The 20519-nt window shown below is 46.5% G+C and carries 17 protein-coding genes; 12 read left to right on the top strand and 5 right to left on the bottom strand.

The genetic code is table 11. The annotated features are described in order from the left end of the window. Positions 1 to 20 precede the first annotated feature (20 nt). Positions 21 to 797 (bottom strand): alpha/beta hydrolase, encoded by a 777-nt coding sequence (locus MARGE09_RS12510; protein WP_236982385.1) that lies wholly within the window; start codon positions 795 to 797, stop codon positions 21 to 23. A gap of 441 nt (positions 798 to 1238) precedes the next feature. On the opposite strand from MARGE09_RS12510, the gene MARGE09_RS12505 reads away from it, so the two are divergent. The 4 genes from MARGE09_RS12505 (at position 1239) to rnr (ending at position 6476) form a co-directional block, all read left to right on the top strand. Next, on the top strand, positions 1239 to 2078 hold the full coding sequence (locus MARGE09_RS12505; RefSeq protein ID WP_236982383.1) for an alpha/beta hydrolase family protein: 840 nt from the start codon (positions 1239 to 1241) through the stop codon (positions 2076 to 2078). A 19-nt stretch (positions 2079 to 2097) separates the two neighbouring features. Then, positions 2098 to 2757: a DUF1287 domain-containing protein gene (locus MARGE09_RS12500; RefSeq protein WP_236982381.1), complete on the top strand. Its 660-nt coding sequence runs from the start codon at positions 2098 to 2100 to the stop codon at positions 2755 to 2757. A 24-nt stretch (positions 2758 to 2781) separates the two neighbouring features. Continuing rightward, the gene (locus MARGE09_RS12495) at positions 2782 to 3582 is read left to right on the top strand and encodes a class I SAM-dependent methyltransferase (RefSeq protein ID WP_236982379.1); all 801 of its coding nucleotides are present in this window, start codon (positions 2782 to 2784) and stop codon (positions 3580 to 3582) included. Positions 3583 to 4112: 530 nt separating this feature from the next. Then, complete coding sequence (rnr, locus tag MARGE09_RS12490) at positions 4113 to 6476, top strand: ribonuclease R (RefSeq protein ID WP_236982377.1); 2364 nt, start codon at positions 4113 to 4115, stop codon at positions 6474 to 6476. Positions 6477 to 6704: 228 nt separating this feature from the next. On the opposite strand, the gene MARGE09_RS12485 is transcribed toward rnr, so the two are convergent. Beyond that, entirely contained in the window at positions 6705 to 7091 is a 387-nt protein-coding gene (locus MARGE09_RS12485; RefSeq protein WP_236982374.1) for an MAPEG family protein, read from the bottom strand. 293 nt (positions 7092 to 7384) lie between these two features. On the opposite strand from MARGE09_RS12485, the gene MARGE09_RS12480 reads away from it, so the two are divergent. The 5 genes from MARGE09_RS12480 to MARGE09_RS12460 are packed head-to-tail and all read left to right on the top strand — an operon-like array spanning position 7385 to position 13778. After that, a complete protein-coding gene (locus MARGE09_RS12480) occupies positions 7385 to 8410 on the top strand; it encodes a glycosyltransferase family 4 protein (RefSeq protein WP_236982372.1) in 1026 nt (341 codons plus the stop codon). Continuing rightward, positions 8403 to 9710 (top strand): glycosyltransferase, encoded by a 1308-nt coding sequence (locus tag MARGE09_RS12475; RefSeq protein ID WP_236982370.1) that lies wholly within the window; start codon positions 8403 to 8405, stop codon positions 9708 to 9710. The genes MARGE09_RS12480 and MARGE09_RS12475 overlap by 8 nt, the downstream gene beginning before the upstream one ends. Continuing rightward, entirely contained in the window at positions 9707 to 10915 is a 1209-nt protein-coding gene (locus MARGE09_RS12470; protein WP_236982368.1) for a glycosyltransferase, read from the top strand. Before MARGE09_RS12475 ends, MARGE09_RS12470 begins: the two co-directional genes overlap by 4 nt. Then, entirely contained in the window at positions 10912 to 12366 is a 1455-nt protein-coding gene (locus MARGE09_RS12465; RefSeq protein ID WP_236982366.1) for a lipopolysaccharide biosynthesis protein, read from the top strand. The genes MARGE09_RS12470 and MARGE09_RS12465 overlap by 4 nt, the downstream gene beginning before the upstream one ends. 38 nt (positions 12367 to 12404) lie before the next feature. Then, positions 12405 to 13778 (top strand): O-antigen ligase family protein, encoded by a 1374-nt coding sequence (locus MARGE09_RS12460; protein ID WP_236982365.1) that lies wholly within the window; start codon positions 12405 to 12407, stop codon positions 13776 to 13778. A gap of 16 nt (positions 13779 to 13794) precedes the next feature. Here the strand turns inward: MARGE09_RS12460 and MARGE09_RS12455 are convergent, their stop codons facing one another. From MARGE09_RS12455 to nosR, 3 genes are read right to left on the bottom strand one after another with little or no spacing between them, the layout of a single operon-like run. Next, on the bottom strand, positions 13795 to 14760 hold the full coding sequence (locus MARGE09_RS12455) for a sensor histidine kinase (protein ID WP_236982364.1): 966 nt from the start codon (positions 14758 to 14760) through the stop codon (positions 13795 to 13797). Then, positions 14757 to 15299, bottom strand: coding sequence for a heme NO-binding domain-containing protein (locus tag MARGE09_RS12450; protein WP_236982363.1), 543 nt, complete (start codon positions 15297 to 15299; stop codon positions 14757 to 14759). The genes MARGE09_RS12455 and MARGE09_RS12450 overlap by 4 nt, the downstream gene beginning before the upstream one ends. 34 nt (positions 15300 to 15333) lie before the next feature. Beyond that, positions 15334 to 16686: a response regulator c-di-GMP phosphodiesterase, NosR family gene (gene nosR / locus MARGE09_RS12445; RefSeq protein WP_236982362.1), complete on the bottom strand. Its 1353-nt coding sequence runs from the start codon at positions 16684 to 16686 to the stop codon at positions 15334 to 15336. Between the two features lie 442 nt (positions 16687 to 17128). Between nosR and MARGE09_RS21570 the strand changes: the two genes are divergently transcribed. From MARGE09_RS21570 to MARGE09_RS12425, 3 genes are read left to right on the top strand one after another with little or no spacing between them, the layout of a single operon-like run. Then, positions 17129 to 17911 (top strand): acyltransferase, encoded by a 783-nt coding sequence (locus tag MARGE09_RS21570; protein WP_255711638.1) that lies wholly within the window; start codon positions 17129 to 17131, stop codon positions 17909 to 17911. Next, positions 17901 to 19049, top strand: coding sequence for a glycosyltransferase (locus MARGE09_RS12430; RefSeq protein ID WP_236982361.1), 1149 nt, complete (start codon positions 17901 to 17903; stop codon positions 19047 to 19049). The genes MARGE09_RS21570 and MARGE09_RS12430 overlap by 11 nt, the downstream gene beginning before the upstream one ends. Next, complete coding sequence (locus tag MARGE09_RS12425) at positions 19049 to 20491, top strand: GumC family protein (protein ID WP_236982360.1); 1443 nt, start codon at positions 19049 to 19051, stop codon at positions 20489 to 20491. Before MARGE09_RS12430 ends, MARGE09_RS12425 begins: the two co-directional genes overlap by 1 nt. The last annotated feature ends 28 nt before the right edge of the window (positions 20492 to 20519 follow it).

The following is a 20519-nucleotide window of genomic DNA, read 5'->3' as shown; positions in this document are numbered from 1 at the left end:
TTTATCGGGTTTTGGATGTCCTATCTTTCTTTAGGATCACTCTGCAGGTCCTTCTCTCCGGCCACTAATAACATCGGCGTGTGCGTTGAAGTAAATACCCTTTCCGTTTCCATCTCCAGTATTTCTCGCAACCACTTTGCAGGTTGTCGAGTTACTCCATGGCGAACAACAGGTAAATCACTTTCCCGGACTTTACGTATTAGTCTTTTCTGTGTACGGAAAGGCCTCCCCATAATCTTGAATAAAGTCCGGTAAAGATAACCGGACATTCCCGGCAATGAATCTATCTCCTTCTCAAGTTGTAGTGCCTGTCTGACTAGTAAGGTCTCGACCCGTTCAATGGACGGACATAGCAGAACCAGCCCTGAGACCGATGCGCGCCTCTCGGAAATTTGCGGAGCAATACTACAGCCTTCACTATGTCCGAGAATGTATAGGTGGTTGTCGGAAACAGTCTTTGACTCTGCTAAAGCATCCAGGCATTTCTCTGCATCCTGCACAAGGTCAGAATATCCGGTAGTCATGAAGTTTCCAGAACTGTCGCCACATCCGCGCTTGTCATACCTGAGGCTGGCGATACCGCGATTGGCGAATGCATGGGCCAGTTGACTGAATATGTTGAGATTCTGTCCCTTCATGTTTCCATCACGGTCCAATGGTCCACTACCGTGTACCATCAGAACCGCAGGGAACTCGCCATTTGCATTGGGGGCACAAAATGTTCCTGTCAGTGTAATTTCCCCCGATTGAATTTTGACTTCCTGTTCGTGCATCTGAGTACCTTGTGTCGCTAACATTATATTCACCATCATGGTCACATATAGAAATATGTCTACATATAAACCTTTGTGTCTACAACTATACCTAAATGCCTAAATATAGCCATATCCCAGCATTAAACCCGCATCCACATATAGGCATTTACGCCACCGCCTTCCACCATAGGGACTTGGAACACTCGCCTCCCAGCAGCAAGGCGGTGCTTACTTAGCCCCAGCTTGCGTCGCTCTGTACTCCAACCCCACGTTTATCGCCTTACAGGTAAAACTAAACACTCAGAAGCCAGCGCCCCGCTCTACACACATAAAAAACCCGTTAACCTTAGCCCATCCCACACACATAAAACATTACCCAACATTACACCCCACCCGCTCTCCCCAAACCACTCCACTTCTGCTAACTTGCACACACCATCGCAATACCGCAAAAACGCAGCCACAAACTTAAAAAGGACTACCATGAAACAACTCATAACACGGTATCTGTTCCCGCTACTGCTACTTATACAGCATGCCGCTTACGCACAACAAAGCCCTGTTATCCCCGGTAAAGTGGCCAAAGGCGGGCAAGAGGTTTCGGTACCGGTCGGCGATTTAGCGTTACATGGTGTACTTTATAAACCAGAAAAAACGGGCAAAAAGTTACCCGCTATATTATTAGTTCACGGCTGGATGCCATACGATACCAACCCCGGCATGGAGTACAGCTACCCGGCTAAAGAATTTGCTGATAAGGGGTTTATAACCTTGTCGGTCACCCTTAGGGGCTGGCAACCCACCGGCGGCAAGGACGACTGCGGTTACCGGCAACCAAAAGACGTTATTAATGCCTTAAAATGGCTGGCCGCTCAGCCCCAAGTAGATCCAACGCGTATTGCGCTATGGGGGCAATCTTTAGGTGGCCAAATCGTGCTGTCGGCAGCCGTTGAGCCATTGGTTAAAGCCACCGTGGCTTATTTTCCAATTACCGACTTTAGGCTTTGGGGAGTAACCACCAACCATGCTGAACTAATGAAAAGCGATTATATCTACGGTATGTGCACCAAAGACGGCACCCCCGAAGACCGCTCGCCACTTTACACGGCCGATAAAATTCCCGGCGCCGTTTTACTAATGCACGGTGATAAAGATAAGAATGTCGTAATCACTCACAGCCAATTAATGCACCAAAAAATGTTGGAGGCAAAACGCGATAGCACGCTATACATTGCTAAAAACGGCAACCACGGTTCCGGCGGTCCGGGCTGGGAAAACCACAATGAAATAGCCATTAACTTTTTAAAAGAAAAGCTCAAATAACCACGCAGGGCCAGCAAGGATGAAAAACACCGAATCTTTTACCGCGAGAAAATCAGCATTGAAAAACCTTTTATTGAGTGGGCTGTTAATCACGCAGGCAAACATTCAGGCGGCGCCAAGCCAAAACTTTGAGCACGACTTGAATGCCGCCGCCATTGAGCGCACCACACACAGTGTTACCTACAACGGCGCCTATGTAGCCATCCCCTACCCTAACGGTGATGTGCCTCAAAACACCGGGGTTTGCACTGATGTGATCGTTCGTGCTTATCGCGCTATTGGCGCCGATTTACAACAGCTGGTTCACGAAGATATGGCCGCGCACTTTTCGCTTTATCCATCCAAGCAAATATGGGGATTAACGCGGCCCGACAAAAATATAGACCACCGCCGTGTCCCCAACCTGCAAACATTTTTTACCCGCCATGGCAGCACGCTAACCATTAGCAATAACGCCCAAGATTATCAAACTGGCGATATCGTCACCTGGAAATTGCCGGGTAACCTGCCCCACATTGGTATAGTCACCCAACGCACCTCTCCTGCTACCGGTAACCCATTGATCGCGCACAATATTGGCCAAGGCCCAAAATTGGACGATATGCTTTTCGACTATCCTATTACCGGCCACTATCGCTATTTACCGCAGCGCTATCAAAGCACCAATTCCTCACCGTAAAGTAACCTATACCCAAAAGCGCCTATGGATACCCTTAAAAAATATACCCAAGCCAACCGCGCCGCGTGGAATCAAGCCATGCCATTTCACCAAAAAGCGCATAGTGAAAAATGGGATGCCTGTTTTTCTCAGCAAGGGTTTAGTGTTTTTAAACAGCCTGAACTAGGGCAACTGAATACCCTAGGCGTTAAAGGCAAGAATGTTGCGCACCTGTGCTGCAATAATGGCATCGAGCTGATGTCGCTCAAAAATATGGGCGCCGCTAATTGTGTAGGTTTTGATATTGCCGACGAAGCCATTAAAGAAGCTACGAGCAGGACTAAGCGCTATAACATTAACTGCCGCTTTGAACGCTTCGATATCTACGACATTCCAGCCCGCTATAACGCAGCTTTTGATATGGTTTATATCAGCGCTGGCTGCTTAGGTTGGATGCCCGATTTGGATTTATTTTTTAAAAAGGTTAGCGCTTTGCTAAATGATACTGGCGTGGTGTTTATTCACGAAATTCACCCAGTTGCAGAAATGCTGCCGGACGATAATAGCAACGACGACCCGTTAAAAATTACCGAGCCCTATTTTAAAAGCGAACCCTACGAAGAAAATTGCAGCCTCGATTACGTTGGCAGAGAAGATTACTCAGCCAATACGCAATATTGGTTTGTGTGGACAATGGCCAATATTATTACCGCCCTTATTAGCAACGGCTTCAACATTCGTCAATTTGCAGAGTACCCGCACGATGTATCCGCTAACCATCGCAATAACCAAAATGCCGGTATCGCCATCCCACTAAGCTACATTCTTTGTGCACACAAAGCGTAACCGCCAGGCTCGCGGCTGGCGCCATCTGGCGGTAACAACTACCGCTTAACCGCCACTAAAAATAATGTTTGCCAAACATTGCAATACCCTGTAGGGTGCCCTCAAGTTTGAAATATAGACGTTTTTAACGTTCTGCTTGACGTAGATTTACAGGCTAGTGTGCCACTAGCCGGCTAAGTGCCTATAAAGGCCGCGTTTTAGCCACACCGATAGCCGCACAGGCCTATTACCCTTGTAAGTCCCTCTTTCCCGTTTAAATCCTATTTTACTTCTTACTCACTAACCTTTGGCTAGCGCACTACTCGTTACCGCCTGCACACAACAACTGTGAACATAGGCCGCGATTAAAGCCCCGCCAAGGTCAAACAAGCAAGAATACCGGCGCCACAATATCGGGCGGTATTTATTTTTAAGCATTAGCTTACCAATTTAAGATCTCACACTGTGTGAGTACTATTAGCCCTAAAAATAGCATTTGCCGGCTCAAACACTAAAACAAGCAGGCGCTGGGCTAATCAAACAGAGACATTATGACAAAACATTCCAACCTAAAAAAATCAAAATCTGCCATTAATAGCGCCGATTACGAAAAATACGACAACCCTATTCCCAGTCGCGAATTTTTATTAGAAACCATCAATAACAGCAAAGCTGTGATTAATCGCGATCAGTTAGCCGCTTTATTAAATCTAAATAGCGACGAACAACAAGAAGCCCTGCGCCGCCGCCTGCGCGCCATGGAGCGCGACGGCCAAGTTAGCTACAGCCGCGAAAAAGGCTATGCGCCTGTCGACCCTGCAGACATTTTCACAGGCACTATTATTGGCCACAAAGAAGGCTTTGGCTTTTTTAAGCAAGCCGGTGTAGAGCGCGATTTATTTGTACCGCGCCACCAAATGCGCCGCGTTTTTGATGGCGATACCGTGCAAGCACGCATTAGTGGGTTAAACCAGCAAGGCCGTGAAGAAATCGCCATACTGGATATTGTCACACGCGGTAAAAGCCAAATTACTGGGCAGTTAAAATACGCCGGCGCGCGCTACTATGTGCAGCCCGAAAATAGCCGTATTTTGCATGAAATAGTGGTAGAGGAAGACCAGCTCAGCAGCGCCAAACCCGACCAATTGGTGGTGGTAGAAATTATTCAATACCCCACATTTAAGCAAGCCGCTACAGGCCGCATTACCCAAGTCCTTGGCGACCGCGACGATGCCGGTATTGAAATTACCCTAGCACTTAATAACCACGAAATTTCGCACCAGTGGCCCCAAAACGTACTGGCCGATGCCCAAAAGCTTGGCGGCGCAGTCAGCGAAAAAGATAAAAAACACCGTATCGACCTACGTAAAAAAGCGTTTGTTACCATTGATGGCGACGACGCCAAAGACTTTGATGATGCCGTGTATTGCGAGCCTTTAGCCTCTGGCGGCTGGACGTTAATGGTGGCCATTGCCGATGTTTCACACTATGTTAATAGCGGCAGCGCACTCGATAAAGAAGCCTACAACCGCGGCACCTCGGTTTACTTTCCTGGTATGGTTGTCCCTATGCTGCCCGAAGCCATATCAAACGGCTTGTGTTCGCTTAACCCCGAGGTCGATCGCCTTGTGATGGTTTGCGAAATGACCATTAACGCAGCAGGCAAAATGACGGACCACTGCTTTTTTGAGGGTGTTATTCACTCCCATGCACGCCTAACGTACGACCAAGTGAATACCATGCTAAACGCCGCCGGCTCCGACGCGGGCAAACAATTAATACAGCGGTTTTCGACCCTTATCGATAATATTCACGATTTAAACAATTTGTATCAATGCTTGAGTACTGCACGCGGGCAACGCGGTGCTATTGATTTTGAAACCCAAGAAGTGAAATTTAGCTTTACCGAAGCGCGAAAAATTGCAGCCATTCACCCGGTTGTTCGCAACGATGCGCACAAATTAATTGAAGAATGCATGCTGTGCGCCAATGTCGCGACGGCGTTGTTCCTTAAAAAGCATACGCCCTTTTTAAGTAAGCATGCGCTACCTGCGTTATTTCGCATACACGAAGGCCCGCAAGCAAAAAAATTGGTTAGCATGCGCGAGTTTTTATCTAGCAAAGCATTAACATTGGGCGGTGGCGAAAAACCTACCCCTAAGCATTATGCGACGCTGCTAAACAGCATTAAAGGCCGGCAGGATACGAGCGCAATACAAACCATTATGTTGCGCTCGTTAAGCCAAGCGCAATACAGCGCCGATAACCTTGGCCACTTTGGTTTAGCTTACCCCGCTTACGCGCACTTTACCTCGCCCATTAGGCGCTACCCGGACTTACTCGTGCACCGCGCTATTCGTGCGGTTATTCGCAGCACCCCAAAAACACCCAGCTTAGGCACTAAACTTAAGCGCGTATTTGGGCTTGGCCGCAGCCACGTGCGTTTAGCAAACGATGCTAAAGGGGCCGCAAAGCCTCAAAAAACGCATTTTACCGAAGCCGAATTTGCCGATATTGGCAACCACTGCTCGCTGTTATCACGCCGTGCCGACAAAGCCAGCTGGGATGTAGAAGCCGCGTTAAAATGCCATTACATGCTCGATAAAGTCGGGGAAGAGTACACAGCTACCGTTAATGGCGTTATGCACTTTGGCTTATTTGTGGATTTAGCCGAGACCAAAATAGAAGGTTTAATCCATATTACCGCGATGGATGATGACTACTACCACTTTGATGCCGCCAGCCAAAAACTTACCGGCGAGCGCCATCAAAACAGTTACGAAATAGGCGATAGTATTCGAGTAAAAGTCGCGCGCGTGGATATGGAAAACCACAAAGTTGAATTTGTACTTGCACAAACAGCCAATAAAAAAGCGCCACGCAAGCCACGGGCACGCAAAGGTGCAAAGCGCTAGCATTATTAGTAGTACTTAAAGGCATGTTAAGGGCTGGATTTAGGCCCTTAACCCTAGAAACCGCAGTTGAGAGTCAAAAAGATGCGTATTCCGTTGGTGTGCATGGCGTGTAGTAAAAATGTGTAGTCACCTTATTGGTGATGAATCATTTTTATCACGCGTCAGGTGCACCAAAGGGATGCGTAGACTTTGATGGTTCAACTGCGGTTTTTAGGTTAACACCGCCAGCTAAAGCAAAACTATTCTAGCCAGTAAAACCGCAGCAACAACGTGCAGTAAATAACTTAAGCCAGCACCCAACTGGCGCGCGCGATAAATGCGGTAGTTCATGCCTATACCATGGGAAATACGCGCCAAGGTAAATACAATCACCAAGGCCGCTAAATAATCACTTCTTAATGCATTAAAAGACAACGCCAATATTAGCAATGCAAACATGGGCACTTGCTCTACCGCGTTGCTGTGCGCACGTATTGCCTTAAACAAAACGGGGTTGTCACCATCGCCGGTAGATATACCAAATTTTGTGCGCAACAACGATACGCGCATTGCTAACATAAACAGCAACAAGCCGTTACTTGCTACAAAAACAGAAAACCAAAAATAAGAAGACATAACCGCCCTTTTCATAAATGTTATAGAAGTGGAGCTTTTGCCGCACATTAACAAATCACCCTGCAGAAAACTATCCAATCGCGAATAGATGCATTCAGCCCACTTGGCAATCACCGCATTTTATCTTGCATTGCATTTTGCGAATAATCATAAGTTAGCTTACCTTAAAACGAAAATAACACTATAAATCAATAGCTTATAAAAATGGCATTGCCCTTGCTCTATCTCTGTTAAATGCGGAAACCGAGCCCTGCAAGCTGCCGGCCCGCAATACAACACTAAGCGGAGCCTGTATGCGCATCGATTTACTTTTAGATTCTCGGCAATTTGGCGGCATTGAGGCCCACGTAGGCGAGTTAGCAAAAGCCCTTACTGCAGCCGGCCACAAGGTAACGGTTATTTTTATCTGCGATTACGGCCCACACCCTCTTAAAACAACCCTAGCCCAACAAAACTTGCCATTTATTTGTTTGAACGGCAATGCCGCTAGCGTAATTAAAACCCTCGGCGCTCGGCGGCCCGACGCGCTGCACACCCACGGTTACAAGGCCGGCATTTTGGGGCGGCTTGCGGCACAATTGGGCGGCTTTGGTTGCTGTAGTAGCTACCACGCTGGCGAGCCTGGCCGTGGCCGCGTTGCGCTATACAACTGGGTCGATCGCATGACCGCCAGCACGGCCAACCAAATTATTGCCGTTAGCCAAAAAATAGCTGCGCAATTGCCGCCACAAACCCGCGTAGTCAATAACTTTGTTGATGCACAACAAACGATTAGCCAAGGTTTACGCATTGCCTATGTTGGCCGCTTAAGTGAGGAAAAAGGCCCAGACCGTTTTATTGCTGCAGCCAAGCAGCTGACGACACAGCAATGGCATGTGTATGGCGAAGGCCCGCTGCGCAACACATTAGAAGTTAGCGCCAGCCACAACGTGATATTTCATGGTAGCCAAGCCATGCACGATCACTGGCAACACATTGGCCTTGTTGTTATGCCTTCGCGCTTTGAAGGCTTACCACTGGCTGCACTCGAGGCTATGGCACGCGGCATTCCGGTGCTAGCCAGCGCCGTGGGCGATTTACCCCGCTTGATTCAACACAATAGCAATGGCTGGCTAATCCATGCCAATACCGAAGCGGCAATTGCCAATACCATCGCCTGCAATGTACGCCAGTGGTGTGCGCTCACGCAGCAACGCCGCAACCACATTCAACAACAAGCCAAGAATACGGTGCAAGCGCACTACAGTGCCGATGCTGTAATCCCGCAGTTTATCCATTGCTACCAGCAAGCTGCTACACAAGGGGCGCGTTATGCTTAAACCAACCCTACAATCACGCCCACAGAAAACCCTACAAGCAGGCGATGCCATATTAATTGTTCACTACGGCGATAATTGGCTGCGCGGCAGCGAGCGCTGTTTATTAGATATGGCGCAGGCGTTGTTAGAGCAAGGCTTAAAACCCGTTGTTTGGTGCAACGCCCCTTGCCTTCAAAACGCATTAAAAACATTGGGCATTGAATGCCACTGCAGTGACATGTGCATTTTAGCGGGCTACCGAGGCCAACGCGGTTCAATCAAAAATTGGCTGGCACAAGTAGGTACTGGCATTGCATTAATCAAGCAGTACAAACCACGGCTTGTACATATTAATGGCGCGGCACCCAACCAATGGATGCGATTAGCCACTGCTATTACCCGCACAGCGCAAGTGGTACAACTGCACGCCCATTACGGAGTATTAAAAGACCGCATGACGCTAGGGCTGCACTTTAGCGCTTACACTATAGGCGTAAGCCATGCAGCTATACGCGCCTTGGCTAACGACGGTATACCGCGCCAGCAATGCCCAATTTTACCCAACGCCATCGACGCCACCCGCCTGCAACGCCAGCCGCCGGTGCCACTAAAAAAGACACTGGGTATTGATAAGCAAGCCATCTTGTTACTTAGCGTAGGCTCTTTAATTGCCAGAAAGGGTTACGCCTTTTTATTACATGCTGTACAACAATTAAACCTAAAGGGTCACTGTGTTCACCTTGCCATTATTGGCAGCGGCAAAGAACAAAACCCATTGCGCGAGCTAAGCCAGGAATTACACATAAGCCACCTTATTCACTTTTTAGGCGAGTGTAATAATGCATTTGGCATAATGCGCGGCGATGTGGATGCGTTGGTTTCTGGTGCGCAGGACGAGGTTTTTGGCTTGGTTTTAGCCGAGGCTAACCTCGCTAAACTACCGGTAATCGCGCCAAATATTTGCGGCATTAACAGCGTTATAAAACACCGCAAAACAGGCTGGCTATACCCCGCTAATAATAGCAAAGCATTCGCTAAAGCGGTTTTATCTTTGCGTTGCGATTCGGCATGGCCGGTGCGCATTAACAAAGCCTATTACCGCGCTAATACGGTGTTTTCTAAAGTGCAGCATTGCCAAACATTAATACAACACTACCAAACCGTACTCAATACTTGGGATAACACCAACTTAACCAAAAACACCAAAAATCTTTGGCGCTCAGCCTGTTTAAGCTTACAACTATTAAGCCTGCGCGCAGGGCAAAAGTGGTCAGCGTTAAGCTTTAGCCGCGCGCCCGCTAGCACGGAGGTTTCGCCGTGAATAATTCTCAAGCTAAAACGCAATTATCAACCCCAAAAACATTAATGGTGTACGACCCCACGCCTTTTGCTGGTGGCTCGAAGGTTGCAGCCAACACTATTTTAGATCAAAGTATTTACAATTGTTTTGATGGCCTATACGACAAAGATGGGCCTACACAGGCTAGAGAACCGAACCCATTAATTATTGTAACATTAGACCCAGATAGCTGGACTCATCGCAATGCTCATATTATAAAGTTACACCTACCAAATTTATTAAAGCGTGCAACATGCGGCATGCCCTACTACCTTAAACAAAGTGTATTGGCGCTGCAGCTTCTGCTCATTGTTTTTTATCGCCCGCGCATTGCTACATTTTTATGCTTATCTGGCCCAGCGGTAGATGCAGCTGGATTATTTATTGCAACACTATTAAAAAGGCGCGCCATTCAATTAATTCAAGGCCCCGTTGCCCAAGGCCGCATGGCATTACTGGCATTGCGCCGAGCAAGTACAACATTTTATTTAAGCAGCAGCGAAAACGATTTAAAACAATTGTTAAGCCAAGCACCAGAAGAAGTACGCACAGCCTTTTGGATGAGCGCTACGCCTTTTCACAACGGCCTAAGCCGATTACAATGGCCCAAGCCTAGCCACCAAACAAAACCCATCGTGCTATGGGCGGCATCGCTTTTAACATGGAAGGGGTTGCCCATATTACAACGCGCGCTGGCCGCCGAGCATATTCACCCAGAATTAAAAGCACATATTTGTTACATCGCACCTAAAAACAGTACGCTTGCCAGTAATGCAGCGCCCCAACATACGCGCAATAGCCGCTGCTGGAAACAACCTAAAAAGTTAAATGCGCTACGCAGCCACTGCAGTATTTTTGTCTCTACCAGTGAAAACGAACCTTTTGGGCTTTCTATTTTAGAGGCTATGGCAGCTGGGCTATGCCCTGTTATCCCTAAAGATGGTGCGTATTGGGATCGAAAATTAGTGCACGGCATTAACTGTATTAAATACACGCCAGGCGATAGCCAAGCCTTATTAAAGGTATTGAATTTACTGGCCAAGCACCCTTTTGTGATCCAAACCATTGGACAACAAGCGCAGCAACAATCGTTGCAATACACCGCAGCCAAAGCCTACAGCGCTATTTGTTTAGCTATTAATGGTAATTGCGATGTCGAGTTATTTTCGCTGGAAAATTTATTATGAGCCTTGCCAATTCTCAGCGTGCAACACAGTTTAAAAAGAGCCTAATCTTTTACGGTTTATCCATTGTGCTAATGAAAGGTTTATCGCTCATTATGCTGCCTTTTATTGCCGGCTATTTACCACCAGCACAAATGGGTAAGCTTGAGCTATTAACCACCGCAGCCATGCTGTTAAGCTTGTTTGTTGCTATGGGCTTAGAGGATTGCCTATTTCGCTTTGCCGGTACCCAAACCGGTAATAAACAGCGCAACATTGTGGCCTCTTTGTACGGCTGGAGCCTATACCTTGGCGCTGTCGCCTTTTTGTTAGGCTATATTGCTGCCCCAACTATTAGCCAGTTAACCGGCGGCCAGCTTGCCCCCTACCAATTACAAATTATATGGGCCGGTGTAGCACTAGAGGGAGCCATAAGCTTACCACTGGGTTATTTGCGCATGCGCGATAATGCCGGCCAGTTTTTTGCCGTAGTAATTGGCCGTACATTTTTACAAGCGTTGTTAACCGTTGTATTGCTGCACCACAACCCCCACTTAGATAGCGTGATTATTGCCAGTGTGATTGCAACATTTAGCCAAGCCTTTGTGCTTGGGCTATGCCAATACCGAAGCACAGGCATTGCGGCAAAACGCCAAGAGCTAACCGCCATATGGCGCTACGGTATGCCACTACTTGGCAGTGGTTTATGTATGTTTGCGCTCAATGGTGTCGATCGCATTGCTATAGCCCAATGGGATTCTTTAACGCAATTAGGGCTGTATAGTGTAGCCGCTAAATTTGCGCTAGCGACGGTGCTGCTAATGCAACCTTTTGGCATGTGGTGGCGCCCACGCCGCTTTGAATGGCTACAACACCGCGCAGCGCAATGCACGCAAGTATTGGGGCTAGCCAGCGTACTGTTAAGCTTAATGACTTGCGGCGTTATTTGTATGGCACCCGTACTTATTATTGTACTGATGCCAGAAGCTTATCACTCGGCAACACTATTAGCCGGTGCTATAGCCATTATGTTTGGCCTGCGCGAAGCCAGCGAGATTCACAATATTGGCCTGCTTAGCCAACAAAGCACGCTACCTTTATTAAAAATTAATGTTACCAGTGCCATTATTGGTGCAAGTTGTTGTTTATTGGGCACCTTTTATTGGGGGGTAAGCGGCTGTATTACAGGCCTTATTATCGCCCAAGGTTTTCGCCTTGCGGCAATTCACCTACAAGGTAAAAACGCCTTAGTTCACCACGTACAGCCATTACTACTGCTCTTTTGCGTTTGCATGCCCGTTGTTGCTACAGGTATCAGTTATACCGCATTAAGCTCCCAAGTAGGCATTTGGCAGCTCACCATCTACTCAGTTGCTTTAGCTTTAGGCTGTGCGATTTGTGCAGGTGCTATGGTAATCAGCTATCGTTTAACTAATTACTTGGGTTTTCGTCAGGCGACTACAGCACCTTGTTAACGTTGTAGCCGCCACAATACGGGGCACCGCTTTCGCGCATGCTAAAAACACACGGCTTAGCGCCCAACCGCCGCGCAATCGTTACCCCGCTTATTGCTATCGCTTTATGCGGGTTGTTTGCGGCTGCTTGGTGGCTACTGCCCCACCCAATAGTCATTATTGCTGCCTGCTTAGCACCACTGGCCATATACGGCGTACTTAAGCTCCCGTTTATTATTATTCTTAGTTTTGTGATTTTTTCGTTTTGCCGCATTCACGAAGCCTTCCCTTTTTTAAACCCGTTAAGAATCCCGCAACTATTGGCGCTTTCTGCTTTATTTGCTTTGGGCTGGCATATTGTTGTAACCGGTAAGATAAGGCCCTTTTGGGACGACACCTTCAATTGGGTTGGGCTCTTCTTTTTTCTTGTTTTTACGGGGCTTTTTTTCGCGACCAGCCGCGATATTGCCATTACCGCCTTTAAAGATTCCTATATAAAAATCATTATTATGACTTTTGCCATTGCTTGGCTCACCCGAACCCCCAAGGACTTTTTATTAAGCTTGTATTTGTTAACGCTTTCTGGCGCGGCTGTTGCCGGCGTTGCCTTGTGGAATAAGGTTAATGGCATTGGCCTAGTAGAAGGAACGCGGGTTACTGTGGGGCGCGAGTTAGGCTCTATTCTGGGCGACCCTAACGATCTTGCCTTAGTACTCATGTTCCCCATTAGTTTTGCCATAAGCCTTATGCTAAACAAAGGCTTAGGGCTTATTGCGCGCCTTGTTGGCGCCATTTCAACCATAGCCTTGTTCAGCGCCGTTATTGCAACCCAAAGCCGTGGCGGCCTACTGGGTGTAATGGCTGTGTTTGGCTTGTTTGCCTACCGCCGTATAACCAATAAGTTCATCTTTTTTGGTGCCGGCGCCGTTGTAGCAATGGCATTATTTGTCATGGCCGGTATATCGGGCCGCGCTTCTGGCGGCGCCGCCGAAAGCGGTGTAGATGCCTCGGCGATGGGGCGCATTTGGGCTTGGCAGGCTGCTTGGGGCATGGCACTGGCCAACCCTTTTAGCGGTGTGGGGCTCAAGAACTTTTTCTCTAATTATTACTTTTACAGCCCCCACTGGGACGGCTTAAACCATGCGGTACACAGCACATGGTTTGGCGTACTGGCCGAAACCGGTATTCTTGGCATTATTGTTTTTGTGATTATGGTTGTTCAACTGATAAGGGATGCCATTAAAACAACAGACGATGGCATTCAGTGCAAGGCTCCTGCGGCAATTCAAGCGGCCTCCGAAGCCAACTTGGCGGCGATATTAGGCATAGTGGTTTCTGGCACATTCCTAACGCAAGGCTTCACTTGGCCCATTTACGTTGTAGCAAGCTTAATTATTGCCATGAAGTTCTGGCAGCGCGAAAACTTAAAATAATGGGGTAATAAGAGGGTTATACATCAAGAGGTAGCTGAATAATAAATTCCGTACCCTGCCCTAACTCGCTACTCACACTAATTAGACCGCCATGCTTTTTGATAATACCGTGGGATATCGACAACCCCAAACCTGTCCCTACGCCTTGCGCTTTCGTGGTAAAAAACGGTTCGAACACTTTAAGTTGAGTTTGCGTATCCATGCCACATCCGTCATCGATAAAATGCAACATTGCAAAGCCCTCTGCAGAATTTGCTTTAATTTTTAGATGGCCATCGTCCGCAACTGCGTGCGACGCATTCACAATTAAATTTAAAAAAACCTGCGACAAGCTGCCCTGCTGCCCTTTAATAAACAACTGCCCTTCGTGCTCAAATGTAATATTAAGTTTGTGTTTTACCTGATTAGAAACCAGCTTAATGGTGTTTTCTAGGCAAGATACCAAATTCACAGTTTGCGGTTCGGGTTCGTCTGGGCGAGAAAAATCTTTTAACCCCCTAACAATACCCTCTATACGTTTGATACCATCATGGCTTTCATCAACAATATCAGCGATATCGGCTAGTAAGAACTTAATATCATGCACGCCTTTTAATTCTTCAAACTGCGCAATAAGTTTCTGACTCTCTGCCGAGCATATACCACCAGGCAAGCTAGCACAGTAACTAGAAAAGAGTTCGTTTACGGCACTGTAAAAATTAACAAGATCCTGACTATACCCTTTAAGCGTATTAAGATTACTTTTTACATAGCCTGCAGGGTTATTAATTTCGTGCGCAACACCAGCAGACAATTGACCGATAGACGCCAACTTTTCTTGATGAAGGATCTGTGCTTTTTGGTTTTTTAGCTTGTTATACGCATATTGCAGCGATTGATTGGCCTCGTAAAGTTCACGCGAACGGTTTTCTAACAGCTCTTCCGCTAATGCCCTGGCCTTCTTTTGGCGTTCGTAAGCAGCCTTATAATTTACGTCACTCACACTAGCATAACCTCAATAAGGCAATGGTCATCCCCTTGATGGTAACAACACCCTTGACGCATTTTAATAGTCACATCATAGAATTTAGCCGCACCGTGGATTAGGCCCTCGGCAAGTTCGCACATTTGGCGATCTGATTCATAGCGTAATACTATTTTGTGCTCGCCTGTTTCAACGGGCACAATCAAAGGCAGCTTCACATCACTAAATAGCTTACGTACCTCGGTATGCACTATACTTTCGACACACGCCAAAAACTTAAAAAAGTCGGGTTGCAAACTGGTAAATATTGGGTATTTAGTGTTTAGAACACCAAAAAGGTACTCGCCAAAAATACCTAAAGCTTGGGCGCGGGTGACACCCAATTGCTTACAAATGGCATGCACTAGAGCTACCATTTCGGCATCATCATAATTTTGCACAGAGGTATAAACACCGCCAGACTCAGGGTTCACCTCAGCTAATATTGCCTCCCAACGATCAATACCGTAGAGCGTTTCTACAAAATCATTTAAAGCAATAAATACAGCACCTTTCATTTTTTAACCTCCATACTGTAATCAAGGGCGTAAACTAACCGATATCACCTTTTACCATCAGTTCAAATTTGCAATCAAACTTGCGCTGATAACTGACTAAGCGATCAATAATATTACGCGTAATTACGGTACCCTCTGTTAGCAATAAAAGCTTATTGGAGGCATGTAAATCTTGATCCAGCAGCATGCCTTCTTTTAGTTGGGCAACGGTCGCTTTAAAACGGTGAATGTGCTCTCTGTTTTGATCACCCAATAACGACAAAAAGGCATTAACTACAGCAATATCGTAAGTTGTGCCGGCCTTTTTCTGCAGGTGAGCCTTGGCGTCTTCGTGCCCAAGACATTGCCGCGCCAACAAGCCGTGGTAGAGATCGTGGTAATCGGCAACAACCGCAATTATACGTGCAGGCATTGATACCGCTGTGCCACGTAAACCATCGGGAAAGCCCTTGCCATCTACATGCTCGTGGTGTTGCTTAACCACCTTAGCTACGGCCTCTAAGCCACTGGCCGCCGATAGCGCCATTTCTGCAAGAATTGGATGCTGCTGATAATCTGCGACTTCTTCGTCAGTCATATCGTAAACGGGTTTTTTACGTAAGTTTTCGGGCAACGCCATCAAACCTATATCGTGTAATAAGCCTGCCGTTTGCGTTAGCTCGACATCGTCTTCGCTCAGTTTCATGGCTGTAGCTGTTTTTTGCGCTAACTCGGCGACAAAACGACAATGATTATTCGCCCGGCCTTCGTTCCAATCTAATAACTGGGTTACCACACTCAACGCATCGTGAAAGCTTTTTTTAGAACGCTCGTGCGTCATTTGCAATAATGTTAAAGCTTGCTCAATTTCAATTGTCCGTTCTTTGACAGTTTTATCTAAACTTAAAGCTAAACGCCCTAACTGACGGTTTTGCTTTCTCGTTAAATCTTCTAAACGTTTACGCTCGCGCTCTGACTCTTGAAAACGTAAAGCACCTTGAATGACCTCGCCTAGCAAGTGATCGTCCCAGGGTTTATTAATATAGTTATAAATACCCGCATGGTTAATGGCGTTTTCCAACGCTTTAACATCCGCGTGGCCGGTTAATAAAATCCGAATAACATCGGGGTATTGCTGTTTAATTTTGGCAAGGAAGATGTCACCGGTCATGCCGGGCATCCGCATGTCGGATACCACCACATCCACTTGTTGATCTGCCAGTAATGCTAGCCCCTCTTGCCCACTGAGTGCAGTTAAGACATTCCAGCCTCGGCCACGCGAAAACCGCGTCATGGCCTTTAATACGGGGGCTTCGTCATCCACAAACAAGACTGTCGGCTCTGAAGCCGGCGTGGCCATGCTATGGTTATTGTCGTCCTCGTCGTTTTTCAAGCGTGCTGCCACCATTATTAATTACCTTTATAAGTAATAGTACATATTGACTTTTCCAGCTGTATTTATGCATACAAGATTCAATAATTGCGCCTCTTATGCCTAATGGCATGGCGCCGACTCGTAACGGCATGTCATAGCTAGCTAACATTTTGACAACAGCAAAAAGCGAACCACTCCTTAAATTTAATTTTACAGTTCCAAATCCATCAATTAGGGAGTTTCAGCCTTGGCGCTTCCTAGAATGAAAATATAATTCTCATTCTGCAAAACAAATGTAAAAACATTAATTGCAAAATGCGAAAAAGATAAAATCATAGAAGCCAGCAGGGTGAATTTACGGTATATAACCGTTAAATCAGCGCACAAAATCCTTAAACCTGATAGAAATATTGAAATACTTTTGGCGCGATTCTAGCTAGGACGCACATATCATCAATAAAACAAGTTCACTCCTATGTTATATATAGAATCGACAAAAGCTTGGCTGAAAAATAGCGATCATCCACTGGCTAGTACTTTGCGCCCTTACATTAAAGGTATGCGAACGCTCAATGTACCGCTGCCACTTATGCCTTATCGCGTGATGGCACCTGTTTTTTTTCTGTTAAGTAATGGCATTAAAGAAGTCATCCGCATTTTTTGGTGGACGCCTCTTTTTAAAGCACTCGTCGATAAAGCACCGCGCCATCTTTACTTATACACCGGCATGCCATTTTTAGCGGGCCGCTTAGCCATAACATTAGGAGAAAACTGCAGAATTTCTGGCCAAACTACATTTAGCGGACGCAGCCAAAATAGTGACTGCGCACAACTGTTAATTGGCCACAACGTTGGTATTAGCTGGCAAACCACTATTGCCGTGGGTAAAAAAGTGATTATTGGTAATAACGTAAGAATCGCGGGGCGCTGCTTTTTAGCCGGCTACCCAGGCCACCCCATAAACCCCGTAGCTCGCGCCAATGGCGATGCTGAATTAGAAAACCAAGTAGGCGATATCGTACTTGAAGACAACGTTTGGCTTGGCACCGGCTGCACCGTGCTACCCAAAGTACGCATTGGCGAAAACAGCATAATAGGTACAGGCAGTGTTGTTACAAAAGATATACCCGCCAACGTTATTGCCGCTGGCAACCCAGCCAAAGTTATACGCCCTCTTAGCGAACAAGAGCTTGGCTTAACACGCGACAATGCTAAATGCGCTAACCACATTAGTAAGGAGCTTAGTCATGTTGCGTGATTTAATCGTTTTTGGTGAAGACTGGCATGGGCTTCCCAGTAGCACCCAGCATTTAATTAAGGCAATGGCTCACAACCGGCGAGTACTGTGGATTAACTCGATTGGCTTGCGCCAACCCAAGCTAAATAGCAACGATGTGCAGCGCGCGTGGAACAAACTATTTCCAAGTGCAATGCGCGCAAAAACCTACGACGAACCGAATAATTCTAAGCATTGTGAAAATACCTCTGGCAATATAACGGTTGCCAATATTAAAACTTGGCCAGCCCCACGCAACGCTGTAGTGCGAACACTGTGCGCTAAGACCATTGCAAAACAAGTTAATGCACTGTGCCAAAAACTGAAATTTGATAAGCCATTAATATGGACATCGCTTCCAACCGCCGTCGATAGCTTTGCGTATATCCCCCATTATGCCAGCATCTATTACTGCTGCGATGACTTTTCTGGGCTGGCAGGGGTTGACCATAACACCGTTACCGAGCACGAGAACAAACTGATCGACACGGCCAATTTAGTGGTTGTTAGCCAAAAAGAACTACAAAAAAAGTGGCCCGCACGTAAAATAAAGCTACTGCCACACGGGGTTGATATCACGCTATTTAAGCAAACAACGAAACCTGCGGCCGACTTACCCCGCAATAATAAACCTATAGCAGGCTTTTATGGCAGTATAGAATCTTGGTTAGATATTCCACTATTAATAAAAACTGCACAAGAAAACCCTAGTTGGGATTTCGTATTTATTGGCCAAGAAAAAATTAACGTAGAAGCCCTAAAAAAACTTAAAAACACCTATTTTTTAGGTCCTAAAGCACACCAGCAGCTACCATCCTATAGCCAACACTGGCAAGCATCCTTACTGCCGTTTGTTAATTGCGCACAAATACAACACTGCAACCCTTTAAAGCTACGTGAATATATGGCCATAGGAAAACCCATTATTAGCACGCAGTTCCCTGCTGTTGAGGAATACCGAAGCTTCGTTAATATTGCCAGCAACAGCGCGCACTTTAGTCAGATCCTATCGAGCATCGATACCCATCAAGCAGCCAACAACGCCCAGCAATACGCCGTGCAACACCAGAGCTGGCAAGTAAAAGCACAGGAATTAGACCTGTGGATGGGAGCACTATAATGGACATTTGGCAGCGCACCGTATGGCTTTTAGGTGTTATGTGGCGCTACCGCTACAGCATTGTATTGCCTATGCTCATTTTGCCTGTCTTGGGTTTAATTATTGGCCTTAAAATGCCAAAAAATTACGCCACGCATACTTCTATGCTCATTCAAGAAACAGCGAAGATGAATCCCTTTTTGGAAGATTTTTCGGTATCCCCGCTACTAGAGGAGCGCATTGGCGCGTTAAATACTCTACTCCATAGCCGACACATTTTAACCGCCGTTGCATTAGAGCTACAACTTATTAGTGAGCAAACCCCCGCCCCCGAAAAAGACAGGGCGATCGGCCAATTGTCAAGCAAACTTAAAATGCGCATTGTGAGTAAAGATGTCTATCGCCTAGAATATAAAGACAGCTCGCCACACAATATGGAGCAAGTACTAAATATTGTGAGCCGTTACTTTATTGATGAATTGCTAACACCCGAACGCTCTTCTATTTCGGGTTCGGCTAGCTTTTTATCGACTGAAATCGAAAAAAACCTCACCGAATTAAATATCGCAGAACAAAAACTGGCCCATTTTAAAAACCGCTACCCTAATGAATTACCCGAGCATCGCACAGCGCACATTGCACGCTTAGAACAGCTAAAGCACGACTATGCCGAAAAAAGTGCCCTACTTGCCGGCGAAAAGAAACGGCTCGGCAGTTTGGCCGAACAGCTTTCTTCAACCAACCCTATCATTAGCGGTATTGAAGACAAAATCATTCAAACAAAAGGTGATTTATCGGCTAAACGCGCACGCTACACAGAAGAACATAGCGCAGTGAAGCAGCTGGTTTTTCAACTAGAGCGCCTAGAAACCGAGCGCCAAAAAATACTCGAAACCACTGATAATATCGATAATTTAAAAAATCTTTGGGTCATGGCCAGCAACTATGTTGCCGCAGACAGCGGTGAGCTGACACTATTAATGACACAACTACAGGCTTTGCAAAAAAACCAGGGCGACGTTGCGCACCTAGAGGAGCAAACCCAGCATTTAAAGAAAAGCCTAGCGCAACTCGAAGCGAAACTTCAAGATATGGGTAGCCGAGAACAAGAGCTAACCACTCTTATTCGCGATATTGATATTAAACGCGCACTGCATAACGATTTACAAAAGCGGCATGAGATGGCCAAAATCACCGGATCACTTAGCGCTTTTGAAAGCCAAGATCGCGTCAAGATTATTGATAAGCCATATACCCCTACACAACCCACCAACCCTCCGGCATTTTTATTTGTGATTGCCGGCATTTTTGGCGGCCTAACCTTAGGTATTGGTTTAGCCATTATTGGCGAAGCAACCGACAGCACCATTCGCCGTGGCGACCAAGTGCTAGCCCTTACGCAATTAAGCATTGCAGCTAACATACCGCCACTCAATCACTCCAGTATGCGTAGTGCGCCATAAAACCAAATAATAGAATTTTTGATTATCA

Origin of the sequence: Marinagarivorans cellulosilyticus (assembly GCF_021655555.1) — a bacterium.
Lineage (GTDB): Bacteria > Pseudomonadota > Gammaproteobacteria > Pseudomonadales > Cellvibrionaceae > Marinagarivorans > Marinagarivorans cellulosilyticus.
The sequence above is the reverse complement of the archived record's forward strand: the minus strand, read 5'-3'. Positions and strand labels throughout refer to the sequence as shown.

Bases quoted from the DNA above. Each gene is read 5' to 3' on its own strand.
- MARGE09_RS12510 (WP_236982385.1), bottom strand. From the start codon at position 797: ATGTTAGCGACACAAGGTACTCAGATGCACGAACAGGAAGTCAAAATT.
- MARGE09_RS12505 (WP_236982383.1), top strand. From the start codon at position 1,239: ATGAAACAACTCATAACACGGTATCTGTTCCCGCTACTGCTACTTATA.
- MARGE09_RS12500 (WP_236982381.1), top strand. From the start codon at position 2,098: ATGAAAAACACCGAATCTTTTACCGCGAGAAAATCAGCATTGAAAAAC.
- MARGE09_RS12495 (WP_236982379.1), top strand. From the start codon at position 2,782: ATGGATACCCTTAAAAAATATACCCAAGCCAACCGCGCCGCGTGGAAT.
- rnr (WP_236982377.1), top strand. From the start codon at position 4,113: ATGACAAAACATTCCAACCTAAAAAAATCAAAATCTGCCATTAATAGC.
- MARGE09_RS12485 (WP_236982374.1), bottom strand. From the start codon at position 7,091: ATGTCTTCTTATTTTTGGTTTTCTGTTTTTGTAGCAAGTAACGGCTTG.
- MARGE09_RS12480 (WP_236982372.1), top strand. From the start codon at position 7,385: ATGCGCATCGATTTACTTTTAGATTCTCGGCAATTTGGCGGCATTGAG.
- MARGE09_RS12475 (WP_236982370.1), top strand. From the start codon at position 8,403: ATGCTTAAACCAACCCTACAATCACGCCCACAGAAAACCCTACAAGCA.
- MARGE09_RS12465 (WP_236982366.1), top strand. From the start codon at position 10,912: ATGAGCCTTGCCAATTCTCAGCGTGCAACACAGTTTAAAAAGAGCCTA.
- MARGE09_RS12460 (WP_236982365.1), top strand. From the start codon at position 12,405: ATGCTAAAAACACACGGCTTAGCGCCCAACCGCCGCGCAATCGTTACC.
- MARGE09_RS12450 (WP_236982363.1), bottom strand. From the start codon at position 15,299: ATGAAAGGTGCTGTATTTATTGCTTTAAATGATTTTGTAGAAACGCTC.
- nosR (WP_236982362.1), bottom strand. From the start codon at position 16,686: ATGGTGGCAGCACGCTTGAAAAACGACGAGGACGACAATAACCATAGC.
- MARGE09_RS21570 (WP_255711638.1), top strand. From the start codon at position 17,129: ATGTTATATATAGAATCGACAAAAGCTTGGCTGAAAAATAGCGATCAT.
- MARGE09_RS12430 (WP_236982361.1), top strand. From the start codon at position 17,901: ATGTTGCGTGATTTAATCGTTTTTGGTGAAGACTGGCATGGGCTTCCC.
- MARGE09_RS12425 (WP_236982360.1), top strand. From the start codon at position 19,049: ATGGACATTTGGCAGCGCACCGTATGGCTTTTAGGTGTTATGTGGCGC.